Origin of the sequence: Lysobacter sp. (assembly GCF_035655815.1) — a bacterium.
Taxonomy (GTDB): domain Bacteria; phylum Pseudomonadota; class Gammaproteobacteria; order Xanthomonadales; family Xanthomonadaceae; genus Lysobacter_J.
Genome location: NZ_DASRTS010000013.1, coordinates 24468 through 42659, shown reverse-complemented (window position 1 = coordinate 42659; position 18192 = coordinate 24468). Strand labels below are relative to the sequence as shown.

Below are 18192 nucleotides of genomic sequence, written 5' to 3'. Positions count from 1 at the left end.
TTTGCGGGGGGTCATGGCGAGCGTTCCTGAGTTGTTGTGGTTATTTGTTGTGGTTATCTGGAGTGATCAGGCTCCGCAGCAGCGTGCGCGCGTCCTGCAGACAACGTGATGGCAGCAGTCCTGCCTCCTCCGTGTCGGTCGCCATAGCGACGGGTGCCGCTTCGCGTTGCGTGGGGTCCTGCAAGTTCGTCGAATCAATGGACGCGGAATCGACATCCGGCGTGACAGATGCCGGCGTGACGTCGCCGAAACGCACCACTGCCTGCGCCGGCTGGGTGCCGTCGGGTTCGACCAGCGCCAGCGCGCGCTGGCCCACCGAGAGCGCGCTGGGCCACTGTTCGCAGGCGTGCGCGCGATTGAGTTCGGTGCACACCGGGCTTTCGATGGCCAGCAGCTGCACGCGCACGCCGAGGGTGCGGGCCTCCTCGTGCAGCACGCGCGCGAGCATGCGCAGCGCCGCGGTGGCAATGGACCGGTGCCCGTAGCCCGCCCACGGCCGCTCCGCGCCGGGGCCGCCGATCAGCACGTAGGTGCCGCCGCGGTCGGCCTCGGCCAGCAGCGGCAGCAGGTGCCGGGCCGCCGCCAGGTGCGGCAGCAGGTCCTCGTCCAGCGTCTGGCGCAGGAACGCGGCGGGATGATCGAGCAGGCGGCCGCGCGTCATGCCGCCGGACACCGCCGCGATCACGCCGCCGATGGGACGGCCGAGCTTGCGCAGCGCCTTGGCCAGCCGCGCGCCTTCGGCGTCGCTGCTGACCGAACCAGCCACGATGCTCAGGTCGGCATCGGCATGCTTGCCGCGCAGGCACTGCAGGCCGGCCTTGTCGCGGGCGACCGCGATCACCGGCCGGCCAGTGGCCAGCGCGGCCTCGACCACGCCGCGACCGACCCCACCGGTGGCGCCCAGCACCACCACGGGAGCCTTGGCCAAGCGCGACCTGGACGCCGTGGCCTTGGCGGCAAGCGGGGTCATCACCGGCTCCAGTGTCCCGAATTCGGGATGGTTTCTCCCGCGGGCGGGACGGTGTGGTGCCGGGTGAGGGAGCGCATCAGCGCCCCGACCACCGGCAGCAGCAGCATGGCGCCCGGCAGGGCGAGCACGAAGGCCAGCACCCAGGCGAGCATCCAGAACTCGTCCGGACCGGCCGCAAGGCCTTGCTGGACCACGATCAGCGCGACACCGACCAGCGCCGCCATGGCGGCCAGCATGACCGGGAGGAAGACGTAACGGGCTTGGCGGGGGGTGAGCATGGGGGAGCCATCCGGGGAACCTGCGGCACAGACTAGGCCTGCAAATGGCACTTGATTAGTCCGACTTCGAGGGAATAATTGTCCCGTCATCGGTCCAAATTACCCTTCAGCCGGACCGTTCCCTCCGCTGAGCCAACAGGAGCCCCCCACCATGGCCCGCGATCTCAACGACACGCTCATCTTCGTCAAGGTGGTCGAGCACGGCAGTTTCATCTCCGCCGCCCGTGCCCTGCAGCTGCCCAAGACCACCGTCAGCCGCAAGGTGCAGGAGCTGGAATCGCGCCTGGGCGCGCAGCTGCTGCATCGCACGACACGCAAGCTCGGCCTGACCGAAGCTGGCAACGTGTACTACGAACACTGCCAGCGCATCGCACGCGAACTGGACGAGGCCGAAAGCGCCGTCGGCCAGCTGCAGGGCGGTCCGCGCGGATGGCTGCGCTTCACCGCGCCCTACTCCGTCGGCATCACGTGGATCGCGCCACTGCTGGGCGAATTCCACGCGCGCCATCCGGAAGTGCGCGTGGAGATGGTGCTGACCAACGAGCAGGTCGACATCATCGACAAGGAACTCGACGTCGCATTGCGCGTAGGCAGCCTGCCCGACTCCAACCTCATCGCCCGCCGCCTGGCGACGTTCCGCACGCAGGTCTACGCCAGTCCCGGCTACATCGCGCGCCACGGCGAACCGCTGCATCCGGACGACCTGCAGCACCACCGCACCGTCGCGCCGTCGAAGGCACGCCGCAACGGCGCGTTCTACTGGACCTTGAACGACGGCCAGCGCGCGATCGACTACCGCATCGATCCGGTGCTGGTGGCCAACGATCCCGGTCCGCTATGCGGCGCGCTGCTGTGCGGCGAAGGCCTGATGCTGGCCGCCGACGTCACGGTCAAGGCGTATGCCGAACAGGGCTACGTGCAGCGCGTGCTGGCCGGCTGGACCGGCCCGGAATACGAGTTCAACGCCGTGTTCCCGCGCGGCCGCGTGCAGTCGCCGAAGGTGCGCGCGTTCGTCGACTTCCTGGTCGAGCGCCTGAACTTCGACGCCGACTACATGCAGGTGCTCTGCCCCAACGTGCGTGCGCGTTACCAGGCCGCGGAAAAGGTAGCCGCCGACGCGATCAACGCCGAACTGGCGAAGGTCGCCAAGCAGACGGAAGTCAAGGCCAAGCGCAAGTCGAAGGCGGAAGAAGAACCGGTCGCCGCCAGCGAAGGGGAGGATCCGGCGCTGGTGTAATGCATCGGGCAACGCCAGCCCGGCGCTGGCGTTGCCATCCTGGTTTCCCTTCGCCGCTTGCGCGGCTGGCGCTGGACGTTCAGTCGTCCCAGTCGCGCTCGTATTCGCGCAGCGCCTTCATGGCTTCGCGATCGTGTTCGGCGCGGTCCTTCAGCCATTCGCGGTAGGCCTCGCGTTCGTCCTTGTCCCGCTCACGCCAGTACTCGGCCTCGGCCTTGTCGCGTTCGCGCCAGTACTCCGCTTCGGCCTTGCGCGACTCGCGCACCCATTCGTCGTGACGCTTGGCGTCCTCGCGCGCCCATTCGGCCCATTTCTTCTCGTGCTCGTACGGGTCGTCGGCATACGCGGGCGCGCCACCGGCGAGGGCAAGCGTCAGTACCAGCCATTGCATGCGTTTCATGGCGTCGCTCCGCGGAAGGTGCGTCCGATGGTCGTCGTCGCGCGCTGAACGTCTCCGGACTGCGGCCGTTTGTTCGAGCGTGAGGCCGTGGTGAAGCCAGGCGGTCTTGACCTCGGTCCGACCGCGTCGACGTCATCCTTGATGGGCCCCGGACAATCACGCGCCGATGGCGCAACGGGGGTTAGTGTCACCGCCGGTCTGAACAGGGAATCGGACATGAACCTCAGAATCCAGAGTCTGCCGCCCGGGTGGCAGATAGAAGCATTGGGCCCCTCGCGTGAAAGACGCGACTGCTGCATCCGCATCGTCAATCCCGAGGGCCGGGAGATCACGTACGTCCACAAGCCGTTCCAGTTCGCATGCGACCTCACGCGACAGCTGGCCTCGGAACTGCGGGCGTCCGAACGCCTGGACCATGTACGCCCGAACAGGGAGCCGGGCTACGTCGATGCCGCGCCGCACCTGATCGACGGACACCTGCCGGAGGGCCTGTCGGATACGGAGATTCCGGCATCCCGAGGGTGAACCAGTCCATCGGGTGATCAGCCACGCCGGCACATGCGTTGCCGGCCAGCCAGACGAGGAGCTCCCATGAGTCAGCCAGTGCAGAGTCTGCCGCCCGGTTGGAGACTGGAGGCACACGGCCCCTCCTGTGGATGGAGGGACTGCACCATCATCCTCACCAGCCCGCGCGGCTCGCAGGTTTCGTTCGTGCATCGCGCCGATCCGGATGCCTGCGAGATGACCGAGCAGTTGCAGCGGGACATGTTCCCCGGAGTCCAGATCGAGTCGGATTGAGCGTGCGAGCGCCCGGCGGCGCCGGGCATCGAACCGATTCCAAAGACGTTGCTGGATGACGCCTTTCCGGTAAGGTTCCACGCCCGTGCCCGCCGGGCACGTTGCACGCCGCACCGGCATGAGGAACGCGCGCCGCCATGGGTACAGGCTTCGACGGCAACGGGGGCACCGGACGCCGCAACAACGGGCAGGACCCCGAGTTGCTGCGTCGCCTGCTGCGCGCCAAGGACCGCATGGATGCCGCCTCGCACGAGCAATGGCCGGTGCGCCGGCTGGCGCGCGTGAGCGCCGTGTCCGAGGCGCACTTCGCGCGCTCGTTCAAGGACGCCTTCGGCGTGCCGCCGCACCGTTACCTGCTCACGCGCCGCATCGAACGCGCCAAGGCCCTGTTGCGCGACACCGACCAGCCCATCCTCGACATCGCCCTGCAGACCGGCTGGAACAGCCTGGGTACGTTCGGACGCACCTTCCGCGACATCACCGGCGAAAGCCCGGGCGAACTGCGCGAACGCACGCAGGCCGCGCAACAGCCGCTCGACCGCATCCCGGCGTGCTTTCTGGCTGCCGCGCACCGGCCGGATCTCACTACCGCAGTTTCGGAGAAGCGACGCCAGGAGGCGGCTGCTACAAAAGCGCCCACACCAACCACGGAGGTCACATGAACCAGGGCATCGGAGTGATGGGTCTTTACGTCCGCGACCAGGACGAGGCATTGCAGTTCTACGTCGGCAAGCTCGGCTTCCAGGTGCACACCGACGTGCGCAACGGCGACTACCGCTGGCTCACCGTGCACCATCCGGAGCAACCGTCGCTGCAGCTGGGCCTGTTCAAGCCGCAGGCGCCGGTGCTGGACGACGCCACGGCGCAGACCGTGCGCGAGATCGTCGCCAAGGGCGCGATGCCGCCGCTGGTGCTCAACGTGAACGACTGTCGCGGCACCTACGAGCGCCTGCGCGCGCAGGGCGTGGAGTTCACCCAGCCGCCGGAGGAGCGCTATGGCAACGTCGACGCGAACTTCCGCGACCCGTCCGGCAACGGCTGGAAGATGATCGAATCGAGGCGGCCGGCATGAACTGGAACAAGTGGATCCGACAGGCGCATCGCTGGCTCTCGATCGCCTTCACGGCGACGGTGATCCTCAACCTGGTCGCGCTGGCGCAGGGCTGGCAGGCGGTGTGGGTGGGCATCCTCGCGCTGGTGCCGCTGATCCTGCTGATGATCAGCGGGCTGTACCTGTTCGCGCTGCCCTACCTCACGCGCGGACGCAGTGCGGCCGCACCGGATCGCCCGACGGCGTAGCGGCACGCCGATGAAGGCGTCGTTCAGGCAGTTCACCCCGATTTGATAGCCAACGCGATCTGCTTCGTGCAGTGAGACGGTGCGAGCGCCGTCTCCCGCACACACGTCGGGATCGCCATGAGACATCTGGTCGCTGGATTCGCCGTGCTCGCCGCCGTTGCGCTGGCGGCGGGCACGGGCACCGCTTGGAACAAGTACCTGCGCACGCCCTCGCCGGACCCGCAGCCGATGCCGTCGCACCTGATCGCGCTGGAATCGGAGGCGGGCCAGTCGCTGCTGGCCGACAGCCGCGCCATCGCCGACTACCCCAGCCTGACCACGAATTTCGTGCCGCAGTCGCGCCGCGCGTTCTGTGGCGTGGCCAGTGCACTGACCACGCTCAACGCGGCCGGTGCGACGCAGACGCCGCTGGACCAGAAGGCGCTGTTCGCCGATCCGGACGTGAAGGCGCACCCGCTGAAGGTCAGCTTCACCGGCATGTCGCTGCGCGACTTCGGCGAACTGCTGCGCGCGCACGGCGCCAACGTCACCGTGGTGCACGCATCCGAAAGCAACGTCCGCGAGTTCCGCGACATCGTCCGCAGCAACCTCGCGCGCGAGGGCGACTACCTGCTGGTGAACTACCAGCGCAGTTATCTGGGCCAGACGCCGATGGGCCACATCTCGCCCATCGCCGCGTACCACGAAGGCACCGACCGGCTGCTGGTGCTGGACGTGGCCGCACACAAGTACCCGCCGACCTGGGTGGAGCTGGAAACGATGTGGGAGGCGATGTACGCGCCGCTCAATCCGCAGACCTCGACCACGCGCGGCTTCCTGGTGGTGCATGCCGACGGGGCCGGCGCCGACGCGGCGGCCACGTTCGCGGAAGCGGACTGAGTTTCAGCGCGCGCGCAAGCGCCACGCCAGGCCGGACACGCGCGCGGCGTGGCGGTCCAGGGCGGCACGCAGCACAGCCTCGCCCGCGCACACGTGCAGTTCGCGACGCGCGCGGGTGATGGCCGTGTACAGCAGCTCGCGCGAAAGCGTGCGCGCGTCCTGCCGTGGCAGCAGCAGCCACACGCTGTCGAACTCCGAACCCTGCGCCTTGTGCACGGTCATCGCGAACGCACCGGTGTGAGCGGGCAGCGAGGCGGGGTGGAAGCCGCGCACGCCCTCGCTGCCGCCGGCGAACCACGCCACCGGCAGTCCCGAGGCGTCGTGCTGGCACACGCCGATGTCGCCGTTGAACAGGCCGTGGCGGTAGCTGTTCTCGGTGACCAGCAGCAGGCGTCCGTGGAAGTACGGATCGCGCTGCGCACCGGCGAGCGCCTCCTCGATGCGCTGGTTGAGATGCGTCGCACCGGCCGGTCCTTCGCGCAGTGCGGTGAGCAGGCGTGCACGCGCGGCGATGGCCAGCGCGGGCAATGGCTCGGTGGCGGCGATCAGCTCGCGCCACGGCGCCAGCAGCGCATCGCGCAATGGCTGCGCGAGCGGATCGACAGCGTCCTCGTGGTATTCCACGCCGCGCAGCTTCTGCGCATGCAGCAACGCGACGGCGCGGTCGGCATCGCCGTTGCGCATGGCGTCGGCCAGCGGCGCCAGGTCGAGTTCGGATGACTGTCGCCAGCCACGGCGCAGGTGCGCGCGGTGTCCCGCCAGCGGCGCCTCGTCGGCCTGCGCGAACAGATCGCCCGTCGGCGGCGCGCCCAGCAAGGGTGCCAGCGCACTTTCGATGGGCGCCGGCAACGCGTCGCCGTCGCCGGTGGCGGCCACGATCGCCGCCAGCACGTCGCCGGCTTCCACCGACGGCAGCTGGTGCGGATCGCCCACCAGCACCAGCGAAGCGCCATCGGGCACCGCCTCGGCGAGCTTGCACATCAGCGGCAGGTCGACCATCGAGGCTTCGTCGACCACCACCATGTCGTACGGCAGCGGATGATCCGCGTCGAAGCGGAAACGCGGCCGGTCCGGAATGGTGCCCAGCAGGCGGTGGAGCGTCTGCGCCTGCAGCGGCAAGGCATCGCACAGTTCCGGATCGACACCGGCCGTGCGCAGCTGCGTCGCGGCGTGCTGCAGGCTCTGCGCCATGCGGTCGGCGGCACGGCCGGTCGGCGCGGCCAGCGCGATGCGCGGCATGCGCCCCAGTTGCCGCTGCCGTGCGATCGACAACAGCAGCAGGCGAGCGAGCGTGGTCGTCTTGCCGGTGCCGGGGCCGCCGGTGAGCAGCAGCAGCGGCTGCACCAGCGCCAGCGCGGCCGCGCGCGCCTGTCCGCCATCGTCCGCATTGCGGCCGCGCCCGTGCGGGAACAACTGCGCGAACAGCGGCTTCAGCGACGCCAGGTCGCCAACGTCCCTGCCCTGCCCCGCCAGCGCGCGCAGGCGTGCGGCGAGGCGGCGCTCGTATTCGCGATAGCGGCGCAGGTAGAGCAGGTCGCCTTCGAGCACCAGCGGCACGTCCGCCGGCGCGGGCGCGTCGGGTTCCGGCGTGGCCACCCAGCGCGAGGCCTGCAGCGCGGCGCGCCAGCGGTCCGCGTCGGGTGCGTCGATGCCTTCGGGCGGGTCGCGCAGGTCCAGTCCGGCATGGCCCAGGCTGACCACCCACGTGGCCAGTTCCGCGGCGCGCAGCACCTGCGGGTCGGTGTCGGGCTGCAGGCGCTGCAGCGTCGTCGCAAACGCGCGGTCCACCACGCGCAGCGGAGAGTCGAACAGCACCGGCCGACTCATGCGCGGCCTCCGTTCGGCGCGAACAGGGCGTCGGCCGCTTCCACCAGTGCCGCATCGAAGCGCGGCGCGATCACGCCGCGCGCGGGGTCGTCCGGCTCTAGGCCGCGGCAGAACACGTAACGCACGCCGCCGAAGTCGCGTGCGTAGTCGTAAGCCGCCCCCAGGCGCAGCCGCAGCCAGCGGTGCAGCGCGACCACGTACAGCAGCGCCTGCAGGTCGTACTCGCTGTGGCGCATCGCCTGCGCCAGCGCGTCCTCGCCGTAGTCGGGCAGCAGGTTCGACTTGTAGTCCAGCACGTAGATGCGGCCGTCATGGCGGTAGGTCAGGTCGATCTTGCCGTTCATCAGGCCGGACAGGCTCGGCCAGGCGCCGAAACCCTGCCGGTCCGCCGCGACGCCATGGCGATGCAGCAGCGCGAGCAGCGCGGCGGTGTCGGTGTCGGCCAGGGTGAAGTGGAATTCGAGTTCGGACAGGCGCGCGGCCGGCGCGAGTTCGCACAGGCGCACCGCCGCCGCGCCGTCGGTCGTCGGCAACGGTGCGTTGAGCGTGCGTGCGATCAGCGGCGCGAGTTCGCGCACGCCGTCTTCCAGGTCGGCCTCGGCATAGTCCTGCGCGCGCAGCGCATCCACCAGCGGTTTGTGCTGGCCTTCCGGCACGTCGCTGCCATCCACGTCGCACCAGCGCGCGAAGTCCACGCGCTCCAGCGCCAGATGCAGCGCGTTGCCGAAGCGCGTACCGCCGAAGCGTACCGGCGCGAGGGGCACGGCGGCAGCGGCGAGCGGCCGTTCGTCGTCGGCGGGCGCTTCCTCGACCAGCGCATTGGCGCCGTGCGGCCGCTGCCGGTGCAGCTGGCTGAAGCTGTGGATCCACCAGTCGCGGCGCAGCACGCGATGCGCCACGCGCGGTTCCGGCACGGCGGGCAGCGGTGGTGGCGGCAGGCTCGAAGGCTGTGCCATCGGCAATCCCTCACTCATCACGAAGGCATCGCCCAGCGCCTCGATCAGCGTCTCGTTGGGAGCGTTGCCGCCCAGCAGCCGATGCAGCGCGGTGTTGCCGCTGGACGCCAGCGCGCCGCCGCACAGCCACAGCGCGTCGCGCGCGCGGGTGAGGCCGACGTAGAGCAGGCGCATGTCCTCGGCCTTCTCTTCCTCTTCGGCGCGCCGGCATGCGTCCTTCCAGGGCAGTTCGTGGCCGTGCACGAAATCCGTGCGCCACTGGCGCACGCGCCGGCCGGCGTCGTCGTGGTAGTCGATGAACTCCCTGCCGCGACCGTTGCCGCGGCCGATGCCCGCGAACGGCAGGAACACCAGCGGGAACTCCAGGCCCTTGCTCTTGTGCAGGGTGAGGATCTGCACGCGGCCCGCATCGGATTCCAGGCGCGGCCACTGTGTCTCGTCGTCGGCGTCTGCATGCGTGATCGCGCCCTGCAGCCAGTCGAGCTGGCCCTGCGGCCCGAGCCGGCGCGAGCGCGCTTCCTGCATCAGTTCGCCCAGTTGCAACAGGTAGGTGAGCTCGCGCTCGCCGTCGGCACGGACCAGCAGCTGCGAGGCCTGGCGAGCCAGCACGTCGGCGAGGAGCGCCTGCGGGCCGTGGCGCTCCCAGCGCAGGCGCCAGTGCATCAGCTCGTCCTGCCAGCGGCGCAGCGCCTCGCCGTCGTCGTCCAACGCGCACAGCGCGGCGGCATCGAAGCCGAACAGCGGCGTGGCGAGCAGGGCGCGCAACCGGCGCTCGTCACCCGGCGCGGCCAGCGCGAGCAGCAGCATCAGCAGCATCTGCGCCTGTTCGCTGGCGAAGATGCTGCCGCGCCCGGCCGTCACGGCCGGAACGTTGCGGCGCGCGAGTTCCTCGCGGATCGCGGCGCCTTCGTCGTGCGTGCGCACCAGCACCGCGAAGTCGCGCGGCTGCAGCGTGCGCAGCCGGCCGCGGTCCACACGCTGCGCACGGCCCTTGCGGCCGCGATGCAGCAGGTCGCGGATCGCATCGGCGCACAGCTGCGCGGCGATGCGGATGGAGTCGCGCTTGTTCCACTCCTTGCCGGTGTCCTGCCGCGGCGGCACGCGATGGAAGATCAACGCGCGCGCCGGTGCATCCTCGATCAGCAGGTCCTCGTCGCAGGCCTTGCCGCCCGCGCCGGTGGACAGGAACCCGATGCCCTGCCCCAGCACGCCCTGCGGCGCCGCCTCGAACATCGCGTTGACCGCCGCCAGCACGCACGGCCGCGAGCGGAAGTTCTCGCGCAATGGCGCCGCCAGCGCAGCGCTGCCGCGGGCCAGCAGGTAGGTCTCGACGTCGCCGCCGCGGAAGCGGTAGATGGCCTGCTTGGGATCGCCGACCAGCAGCAGCCCGCCTTCGCCGAACAGGCGCTCGAAGATGGTCCACTGCCGCGCATCGGTGTCCTGGAACTCGTCCACCAGCACCAGCGCGAACTGCTCGCGCAGCGCCGCGGACAGGCCCGGCGCCACGTTCGGATCGACCGCGGCTGCGTGCACTGCGTTCACCAGGTCGTCGAAATCCACGTAGCGGTAGGCCTGCTTGTCGGCCGCATCGCGCCGGCGCGCGGCGTCACGCAGCGCGTGCAGGCGTTGCACATCGGCCGCCTCCGTCGCGCGCAGCCAGGCTTCGACGTGCACCAGCAACGCCGGCTCCGGCAGCGGCGCCTTGGAACTCTTCAGGTAGGCGCGCTCCAGCCCCGCATGGGTCAGCCGCGACAGCAGCGGATGCGCCCGCAGCGGCTGCGTGCCGTCCTGCGCCGCGAGCCAGTCGAACAATTCGTCGACCGGGATCGCCTTGTCGCGCGCGCTGCTCAGCACGCGCTTGCGGTTGGCCTCGATGAGTTCCGCTCGCGCCTGCTCGCCGGTTTCCAGATAGCCCTGCCACAGCGCATCCCACGCCCGCGCGCACGCGGCGACAGCGTCGTTTTGCGGTGCGAGCGGCAGCAGCGGTTCCGGCGACAGCAGCGTGCGCATCGCCTCGGCCAGCGCGTCCACGCCGCCGAAATGCGCCTGCAGGAACGCGGCACCGGCCGGGTCGTGCGCAAGATCGCGCCACAATTCCACCGCCAGCAGACTGCGCTGCGCGGCGTTGCCGGGCATCACGTCGGGCGCGAGCAGCGGCTGGCCGGTTTCCAGTGCGTGCTCGGCCAGCACGCGCTGGCAGAAACCGTGGATGGTGGTGATGGCGGCCAGGTCCATCTCGCGCGCGGCGCGTTGCAGGCGCAGGCGCAATGCGTCCAGCGATTCGCGAGGTTCGTCGTGCAGCGCCGCGTGGATCAGGCGGCGCAGCAGCGCGGTCTCGGCGCTGTCGCCGGGGACTTCCGCCGCATCGCCTTCGCGCCATTGCTGGGCCAGTTCGGCGGCCTGCTGCAGGCGCAGGCGCACGCGTTCGTGCAGCTCCTGCGTGGCGGCGACCGTGTAGGTGACGGCGAGGATCTGCGGCACGCGCAGGCGGCCAACGATCACCGCACGCGCGAACAGGCCGGCCAGCGCATACGTCTTGCCGGTGCCGGCGCTGGCCTCGATCAGGCCGCGCGCATCGAGCGGAGTGTCGAAGACGGTGGCGCTCATGCCAGCGCCTCCACATCGACCGGCGCTTCGCCGCGCAGCGCCGCGAACACCGCATCGGCGAGCGCGACAAAACGCGCCTGCGATTCCGCATCGTCATCGAGGAAGGGATCGCGACCGCGCAGCGCCAGCCGCGTGGCCGGCGATGCTTCGGCCGCGTCCTGCTGCCAGTCGCTGCCCGCCCAGCAGTCGCGCGCAGCCTTGAGCGCGCCGTCCTCGCCCTTGTCCGCCAGGGCCAGCACGTAGCTGTAGCCAGAACGCGGCAGGAATGGCAACGGCGTGTGCAGCGCGCGTTCGCGCAGCGCACGCAGCGAGTCGAGGATGGCCGGCACCTGCGACGCGTCGAGCGGCGGCTGTTCCAGCCATTGCGGCTCCTCACCGTCGGCGGGCCGCGCGAGTTCGTACAGCGACAGCCCGGTCACCGCGGCGCACAGGCGATCCAGGCCGTGCCGCACCGCGTGGCCGCCATGCAGCCCCTTCGGACGCAGGGCGACACGAAGCACGCGGTCGCCGTGCACCTGGTCGAGCGTGGCGCGCAATTGATGCGCACCGCACTCGATGCTGACCGGCACGCGGGCGCTCTGCGCGCCGAAGCCAGACTCCAGCGCAAGAAGCGCGAAGGGTTCGATCTCCTCGATCACCTCCGCCACCGTGGCCAGGCCGTCCGCACCGGGCGCCGCCTGCGCGCGCGCCAGCAGGTGCGCGTGCAGCGCCTTCGCATCGGGCCGGCGCTGCGCACACAGCCAGGCCCCGAACACTGCCTGGCGCAGGCCGTACTGCTGGAGCGCGTCCGGTGCGCCGAGCGGTTCGTGCTCGGGCAGCGGCGGCTCGTCCTCGGGCAGGCGCAGGCCCAGTCCGTCCTGCAGGTACACCGCATGCGGGCGCATCAGCGCGCGCCGCACGCGGTCCATCGTGACGATGCTGGTCGAATCCACACGGCGTTCCGGCAACCACAGTTGCGGCGGCGCGAACGGGCCGGGCAGGTCGGCGCGCGGCGCCTCGTTGGCGGCCGGAAACCAGCGCGCGTCGAAGCTGAAACGGCGCGGCTCATGGGCGAGGCCTTCGGGCAGATGTTCGCCTTCGTGCGGTGCGCCGAAGGCCGCCGGTGCGAACGGCTGCAGCGCATGCCGCACCACCAGCGCCTCGCGCACCGCTTCGGGCTCGCCGGCGTGGTAGCGCGCGGCCACGTCGAGCAGTTCGCTGACCACCGCCGACGGTTCCCGCCGCGAGTTGTCGCGCGGATCCATGCCGCACCAGCTCAGGTACAGCACGCGGCCGGCGGAGGCGAACAGCTGCAGGAACAGGTAGCGGTCGGCATCGCGCCGCGAAGGATCTCCGACCCGGCGCTCGCGCGTGTCCAGCGCGCGGGTAATGCGGTTGAGCGGGTCGCGCGGATCGCGCGCGGGAAACGCGTTCTCCTCCATGCCCAGCAGGCAGATCGCGCGGAACGGAATCAGCCGCATCGGCACCATCCGGCCGAAGCACACGCCGCCGCTCAGGAACGGTGCGCGTGCATCGGCGCTGCCCAGTTCCGCGCGCAGATGTTCCAGCACCACGGCGTGTTCGACCGGCGAATCGAACTGCGCGATCGCCGCGCCCTGCGCGAATTCCGCGATGGCCTCGCGCAGGCGGCGCAGCACGACCGCGTCGGCTCCGTCGCGCTCTGCGGCGAACGCGCCGTCCAGCAGGTCTTCCAGCGCCTGCTGCCACTGCAGCGGCGACTGCGGCTGCGCCAGGCGCACGCGGGCCATGCGCAGCACCGCGAGCAGGCGCAGCAGCGCGTCCAGCGTGTCGGCGGCTTGGCCTTCGAGTTCCGGCCAGGGCGCGACGTCGCCGATGTCCTCGTCGCTGCCGCTGGCATAGCCCAATAGCAGCCGGTCGAGGGCGAACTCGAACGTGTACGCACCGTTACCTCGCCCTGCGTCGTCTTCGCGCGCACGGTCGAGTGCGTCCAGGCCCCAGCGCGCGCCGGCCTGCTCCAGCCAGTCCTGCAGCGCGCCGCGGTCCTGGTCGTCGATGCCGAAGCGCGCCGCGACCGCGGGCACGGCCAGCAGGTCGAGCACGTCGACCAGGTCCGGCGCGCGCAGCGGCAGTTCCAGCAACCGCAGGAAGGCTTCGGCCAGCGGCGAGCTCGCCAGCGGGCTGGTGTCGGCGATGGTGTACGGCAGCTCGCGCGAGGTGCCCAGCGCGCTGCCGAACACGGCCTCGATGTGCGGCGTGTACAGGTCGATGTTGGGCGCCAGCACGGCGATGTCGCGCGGCTGCAGCGGTTCCTCGCCATCGCGCGGTGGCGATTCCAGCAGCGCGCGCAGCTGGTCGTGCAGCACCTGCACTTCGCGCAGTCGCGTGTGGCAGGCGTGGAACTGCAGGCTGGCGTCGTGCCGGTCGACTTGGTTACGGGGCCAGGAACGCCGGGACTCGGGACTCGGGACTCGGGACTCGTGGCCTGCGCCTGAGGTTTGCGCCGCGCGCCCGGAAGCACTTGTCGTTTGCTCGGCGGTCGCAGATCCAGGCGCTGCTGTTGCCGTTGTCGTTGCGGTTGCCGCCTCCGGGTCCCGGATCCCGAGTCCCGAGTCCCGCAAACCAGCCAGCGGCGCACGGTTGTCCAGCACGTCCGCCTGCAGGCGTCCGAGCAACGTCGCGTGCGTGGGTTCCGCATGCGGCGCCAGTTCGAAACTCGGCACCCTCGCCTCGCCGCCGACCAGCGCGGCGACGAAGTCCCGTCCGGCCTGGCCCCATGCGGCCAGCAGCGGATTGGGAGCGCCATCGCCGTCCAGGAAGTCGTCGTCGCTGGCCGGCTGGTACGCATCCCAGCGCGACAGGTCGCCCCAGAACGCCCGGGCCGGCGTGTGCAGGTAGAAGTGCTGCTCGCCGGCGCGCGCCTGGCTGGTGATCAGGCGCAGCACGTCGGGCGAGACGTTCTGGCAGGCGAACACGAACAGCCGCGGCGGCACGCCGTGCGGCACGTCGCTGCCGTCGTGGTCGAAACGGCGCAGGTATTCGTCGATGCGTTGCGCACGATGCGCGCGGCCACGCGCGATGCGGCGCCACAGCGCCGCCTGCCAGTCGTCCGCATCCTTCGGGCCGCGCTCCCAGCGCAGCAGCCAGTCGCGGCGCCAGGCCTGGTAACGCTCGTAGGTTTCCGCCAGCGCTTCGGCCAGCGTCCACGCGCGCAGCGGATCGTCGCCGGTGAAGCCGGCCAGCGCCTGCGGTGGCGCCGTGCGCAGTTCGCGCAGCAGGTGCCAGCGCAACGTGTCGGGCGCCAGGCGTTCGGATGCCGGCGCATCGCCCAGGTTGGCGTCGAGCACGCGGTCGACGAACTCGCCCGGCGTCAGAAACACCAGATTCGCGCAGATGCCCAGGCGCTCGGCCAGCACCTGCTGCAGCCACCGCCGCATCGAGAACTGCGGCACCAGCACCACGTCAGGACGCAGCCAGTCGCCGTCGGCGGGCAGCGTCGCCACCTGTTCGGCCAACAGGCCAGCCAGCACGTCCAGAGCGTTGGAATGGTAAAGACGGAAGTCGGGGCGGCTGGGCATCGCGTTTATCTTGCCGGAGCGCCGTCGCGCGCGCCGAGACGCGATGTTTAAGCGGCCCCAAAAACGCGCGTCGACAATGGCGCCGATCCCGTGCTGTCGAGGATCACCGGGGAACCTGCCACAATGCCGGTTCCCGTTCAGTCACCTCCGGCCAAGCTGCCGAGCCTTGCTCCGCAGCCGACCTTCCACGCCCTCGCGCATGAGCCAGCCCGGTCCCATCGTCCGCCTCAGCCAGCTCCGCCTCGATCGCGGTGGACGCAGCGTGCTGCGCGACATCAGCCTGGACGTTCCGCGCGGCAGCATCGTCGCGGTGCTCGGTCCGTCCGGCAGCGGCAAGTCGACGCTGCTGTCCGCGCTGACCGGCGAACTCGCGCCGGCATCGGGCACGGTCGAAGTGCTGGGTCAGCCGGTGCCGCAGGGCCGCCGCGCACTGCTCGAGCTGCGCAAGGGCATCGGCGTGCTGTTGCAGGGCAATGGGCTGCTGACCGACCTCACCGCGGCCGAGAACGTCGCCCTGCCCCTGCGTGCGCACACCCACCTGCCGGACGCGGTGATCCGCCGGCTGGTGCTGATGAAGCTGCACGCGGTCGGCCTGCGCGCGGTGGCCGATGCGTATCCGCGCGAGCTGTCCGGCGGCATGGCGCGTCGGGTCGCGCTGGCGCGCGCACTGGCGCTGGATCCGCCGCTGATGATCTACGACGAGCCGCTGACCGGCCTCGATCCCATCGCCTCCGGCGTCGTGATGGACCTGGTCCGCCGCCTCAACGACACGCTGGGCCTGACCAGCGTCGTCGTCACCCACCACGTGCACGAAACCCTGCCGGTGGCCGACCACGCCATCGTGATCGCCAACGGCGGCATCGTCTTCTCGGGCACGCCGGCCGAGCTGGAAGCCAGCCAGGACCCGTTCGTGCGCCAGTTCCTGCGGGGCGAACCGGACGGGCCGATCGCGTTCGATGCAGCCCCCCGCAGTTCGGAGGCCGCCTGATGCCCTTCGTCGCCGCCACCCGCTCGCTTGGCCGGGCCGGCCTGTTCGCCCTGTCGGTCCTGCGGGCCTCCCGGCCCACCGCCGACTTCTGGCGCGAGCTCGTTCGCGAAATCTACAAGATCGGTGCACGTTCGCTGCCGATCATCGTCGTTGGTGGCGCTTTCGTCGGACTTTCGGTCACCCTGCTGGGCTACCGCGCGCTCGAGACGTATGGTGCGACGGCGCAGGTCAGCGCCCTGCTCGGCCTGGGCCTGTACCGCGAACTCGGCCCGGTGCTGACCGCCCTGCTCTTCGTCGGCCGCGCCGGCAGCTCGATCGCCGCCGAACTGGGCCTGATGCGCGCCACCGACCAGATCACCGCGCTGGGACTGATGGCCATCGATCCGATCGGCAAGGCCGTGGCGCCGCGCTTCTGGGCCGCGGTGCTGTGCGTGCCGCTGCTGACGGCCTTCTTCATCAGCTCCGCGATCACGGCCAGCTACTTCGAGTCGATCCACGTGATCGGCCTGGACAACGGCACCTTCTGGCAGGTGCTACGGGACAGCGTCGATTTCACCGACGACTTCCTGATGGCCTTCGTCAAGGCGGCGGTGTTCGGCGGCACGTCGGCCCTCGTGGCCGCCTACGTCGGCTACCACGCCGAGCCGACCATCGAGGGCACCTCGGTGGCGACCACCCGCGCGGTGGTCAACGCCTCGCTGCTGGTGCTGATGTTCAACTTCGTCATGTCGGCCTTTCTCTTCCAGTGACTTTCAGACACGGACCAGTGCAAACGAGCGCGGATAGGGCCCTGCCGTTTGGGCCTTATCGGCCTTCATCTGCGTTCATCCGCGTCGAAAGGGCTTTCAAGGAAACACCATGAGCATTCGCGCTCCCCGAATCGAATTCGCCGTAGGCGCCTTCCTGCTGCTGGCACTGGCCTCGCTGCTGGTGCTGGCCCTGGCCTCGACCAACGGTCGCTGGGGCGTGGGCGGCGACACCTACGAGTTGACTGCCCGCTTCTCCACCATCGGCGCCCTGCGACCCAACGCGCCCATCAAGATTGGCGGTGTTTCCATCGGACATGTCGCCAAGATCGACGTCGATCCTGTCAAGTTCGATACCGTTGTCACCCTGGCGGTGAACAAGCGCTACGACAAGCTGCCCGCCGACACCGCCGCCAGCATCCTCACCAGCGGCCTGCTGGGCGAGAGCTACGTCAACCTGGCCCCGGGCGGCGACCCGGAGACCCTCAAGCCAGGCGACGAGCTCTACCTGACCCAGTCGGCCGTGGACCTGATCCAGCTGGTGGGCAAGTACATGTTCAGCGGCGGTGGCGCCAAGCCCGCCGACAATGCCGCGCAGGACGCCGGCCAGACCGCCGTGCCCGATTACCTCCAGGGCGATACCGCCCCCAAGGACGAGACCCCGACCCCATGAAGCGCACCCCACACCGTTCGCTGACCCTGATCATCGCCGCCGCGCTGGCCGTGGCGGCCCCCGCCGCCGTGCTGGCCCAGGCCGCGGCACCCGCGCCGGCCGCCACCGCCGCACCGGCCGGCTCGCCCAGCCAGCTGGTGCTGAGCAACAGCACCCGCATCTTGGCCACGCTGGAATCGCGCCGCTCCGAGTTCATGCAGAACCGCGCCGCGCTGCGCGACTTCATCTCCAGCGAGTTCGACAACATGTTCGACCGCGACTACTCCGCCCGCCTGGTGCTGGGCGTGCACGGCCGCGGTGCCTCGGACGCTGACGTGAAGGTCTTCGCCGACGCGCTGGCCGACAGCCTGATGCAGCGCTACGGCTCCTCGCTGCTGGACCTCAACACCAAGCTGAAGGTTCGCGTGAAGTCCGAAACGCCGCTGCGCGGCGGCGCCATCGTCAAGGTCTCCAGCGAGTACCTGCGCCAGGGCAACGAGCCGGTGCCGGTCGACTACCTGATGCGCAAGGTCGGCTCGCAGTGGAAGGTGTTCGACGTGATGGTGGAAGGCGTCAGCTTCGTGCAGACCTTCCGCAACCAGTTCGACGCGCCGCTCAAGCAGAAGTCGATCCCGCAGGTCGCTGCCGACATCAAGGCGGGCAGGCTGCAGGCGCAGGCCGCAACGACCAACTGACATGACGACCGCGACGGTCCGCCAGGACGGTGACACCCTCGCATTCGGCGGCGCGCTCGACCGCGCCGCCGTCGCTCCCCTGTGGCCCCAGGTCCGCAATGCTGCCGCGCGCCGCATCGACCTGACGGCCGTCGACAGCGTCGACAGCGCCGGCCTGGCCCTGCTGGCCGAACTGTGCGAGCGCCTCGGCATCGCCGAGGTGGTCGGCGAGCCGCCCGGCCTGGCCGAGCTGCGCGCCGCCTACCGCCTGGACGCCAGGCTCGGCTTCGCCGGCTGAGCCGCGACACTCCGTTCCGGCCGTGGCCGCATGACGCCCGGCCGCGC

Annotated in this window: 18 protein-coding genes; 12 read left to right on the top strand and 6 right to left on the bottom strand. The window is 70.5% G+C overall.

The window, feature by feature from the left end; all coding sequences use genetic code 11:
• Positions 1 to 40 precede the first annotated feature (40 nt).
• Both VFE83_RS02490 and VFE83_RS02485 read right to left on the bottom strand, forming a co-directional pair.
• Entirely contained in the window at positions 41 to 970 is a 930-nt protein-coding gene (locus VFE83_RS02490) for an SDR family oxidoreductase (protein ID WP_324903294.1), read from the bottom strand.
• Positions 970 to 1248, bottom strand: a complete 279-nt coding sequence (locus VFE83_RS02485) for a hypothetical protein (RefSeq protein ID WP_324903293.1) — start codon at positions 1246 to 1248, stop codon at positions 970 to 972. Before VFE83_RS02485 ends, VFE83_RS02490 begins: the two co-directional genes overlap by 1 nt.
• Positions 1249 to 1399: 151 nt before the next feature.
• On the opposite strand from VFE83_RS02485, the gene VFE83_RS02480 reads away from it, so the two are divergent.
• On the top strand, positions 1400 to 2485 hold the full coding sequence (locus VFE83_RS02480) for a LysR family transcriptional regulator (protein WP_324903292.1): 1086 nt from the start codon (positions 1400 to 1402) through the stop codon (positions 2483 to 2485).
• A 79-nt stretch (positions 2486 to 2564) separates the two neighbouring features.
• Here VFE83_RS02480 and VFE83_RS02475 read toward each other — a convergent pair whose 3' ends face one another.
• Positions 2565 to 2885: a hypothetical protein gene (locus VFE83_RS02475; protein ID WP_324903291.1), complete on the bottom strand. Its 321-nt coding sequence runs from the start codon at positions 2883 to 2885 to the stop codon at positions 2565 to 2567.
• 216 nt (positions 2886 to 3101) lie between these two features.
• On the opposite strand from VFE83_RS02475, the gene VFE83_RS02470 reads away from it, so the two are divergent.
• The 6 genes from VFE83_RS02470 (at position 3102) to VFE83_RS02445 (ending at position 5861) form a co-directional block, all read left to right on the top strand.
• The gene (locus tag VFE83_RS02470) at positions 3102 to 3410 is read left to right on the top strand and encodes a hypothetical protein (RefSeq protein ID WP_324903290.1); all 309 of its coding nucleotides are present in this window, start codon (positions 3102 to 3104) and stop codon (positions 3408 to 3410) included.
• Between the two features lie 66 nt (positions 3411 to 3476).
• On the top strand, positions 3477 to 3683 hold the full coding sequence (locus VFE83_RS02465) for a hypothetical protein (protein WP_324903289.1): 207 nt from the start codon (positions 3477 to 3479) through the stop codon (positions 3681 to 3683).
• A 137-nt stretch (positions 3684 to 3820) separates the two neighbouring features.
• Positions 3821 to 4345, top strand: a complete 525-nt coding sequence (locus VFE83_RS02460) for a helix-turn-helix transcriptional regulator (RefSeq protein ID WP_324903288.1) — start codon at positions 3821 to 3823, stop codon at positions 4343 to 4345.
• Positions 4342 to 4755 carry a VOC family protein gene (locus VFE83_RS02455; protein ID WP_324903287.1) on the top strand — a complete coding sequence of 138 codons (414 nt, stop codon included), beginning with the start codon at positions 4342 to 4344 and terminating at the stop codon, positions 4753 to 4755. Before VFE83_RS02460 ends, VFE83_RS02455 begins: the two co-directional genes overlap by 4 nt.
• Positions 4752 to 4982 carry a hypothetical protein gene (locus VFE83_RS02450; RefSeq protein ID WP_324903286.1) on the top strand — a complete coding sequence of 77 codons (231 nt, stop codon included), beginning with the start codon at positions 4752 to 4754 and terminating at the stop codon, positions 4980 to 4982. Before VFE83_RS02455 ends, VFE83_RS02450 begins: the two co-directional genes overlap by 4 nt.
• Positions 4983 to 5099: 117 nt before the next feature.
• A complete protein-coding gene (locus VFE83_RS02445) occupies positions 5100 to 5861 on the top strand; it encodes a phytochelatin synthase family protein (protein ID WP_324903284.1) in 762 nt (253 codons plus the stop codon).
• A gap of 3 nt (positions 5862 to 5864) precedes the next feature.
• Here VFE83_RS02445 and recD read toward each other — a convergent pair whose 3' ends face one another.
• The 3 genes from recD to recC are packed head-to-tail and all read right to left on the bottom strand — an operon-like array spanning position 5865 to position 14787.
• On the bottom strand, positions 5865 to 7688 hold the full coding sequence (gene recD / locus VFE83_RS02440) for an exodeoxyribonuclease V subunit alpha (RefSeq protein ID WP_324903283.1): 1824 nt from the start codon (positions 7686 to 7688) through the stop codon (positions 5865 to 5867).
• Positions 7685 to 11251, bottom strand: a complete 3567-nt coding sequence (locus tag VFE83_RS02435) for an exodeoxyribonuclease V subunit beta (protein ID WP_324903282.1) — start codon at positions 11249 to 11251, stop codon at positions 7685 to 7687. Before VFE83_RS02435 ends, recD begins: the two co-directional genes overlap by 4 nt.
• A complete protein-coding gene (recC, locus tag VFE83_RS02430) occupies positions 11248 to 14787 on the bottom strand; it encodes an exodeoxyribonuclease V subunit gamma (protein WP_324903281.1) in 3540 nt (1179 codons plus the stop codon). The genes VFE83_RS02435 and recC overlap by 4 nt, the downstream gene beginning before the upstream one ends.
• Positions 14788 to 14986: 199 nt before the next feature.
• Between recC and VFE83_RS02425 the strand changes: the two genes are divergently transcribed.
• The 5 genes from VFE83_RS02425 to VFE83_RS02405 all read left to right on the top strand — a co-directional run bounded on the left by VFE83_RS02425 (position 14987) and on the right by VFE83_RS02405 (position 18145).
• Entirely contained in the window at positions 14987 to 15775 is a 789-nt protein-coding gene (locus tag VFE83_RS02425; RefSeq protein WP_324903280.1) for an ABC transporter ATP-binding protein, read from the top strand.
• A complete protein-coding gene (locus VFE83_RS02420; RefSeq protein ID WP_324903279.1) occupies positions 15775 to 16524 on the top strand; it encodes an MlaE family lipid ABC transporter permease subunit in 750 nt (249 codons plus the stop codon). Before VFE83_RS02425 ends, VFE83_RS02420 begins: the two co-directional genes overlap by 1 nt.
• Positions 16525 to 16633: 109 nt before the next feature.
• Entirely contained in the window at positions 16634 to 17194 is a 561-nt protein-coding gene (gene mlaD, locus VFE83_RS02415; protein WP_414674673.1) for an outer membrane lipid asymmetry maintenance protein MlaD, read from the top strand.
• Positions 17191 to 17868 carry an ABC transporter substrate-binding protein gene (locus VFE83_RS02410; protein WP_324903278.1) on the top strand — a complete coding sequence of 226 codons (678 nt, stop codon included), beginning with the start codon at positions 17191 to 17193 and terminating at the stop codon, positions 17866 to 17868. Before mlaD ends, VFE83_RS02410 begins: the two co-directional genes overlap by 4 nt.
• Position 17869: 1 nt before the next feature.
• Positions 17870 to 18145: an STAS domain-containing protein gene (locus VFE83_RS02405; RefSeq protein ID WP_324903277.1), complete on the top strand. Its 276-nt coding sequence runs from the start codon at positions 17870 to 17872 to the stop codon at positions 18143 to 18145.
• Positions 18146 to 18192: the final 47 nt, after the last annotated feature.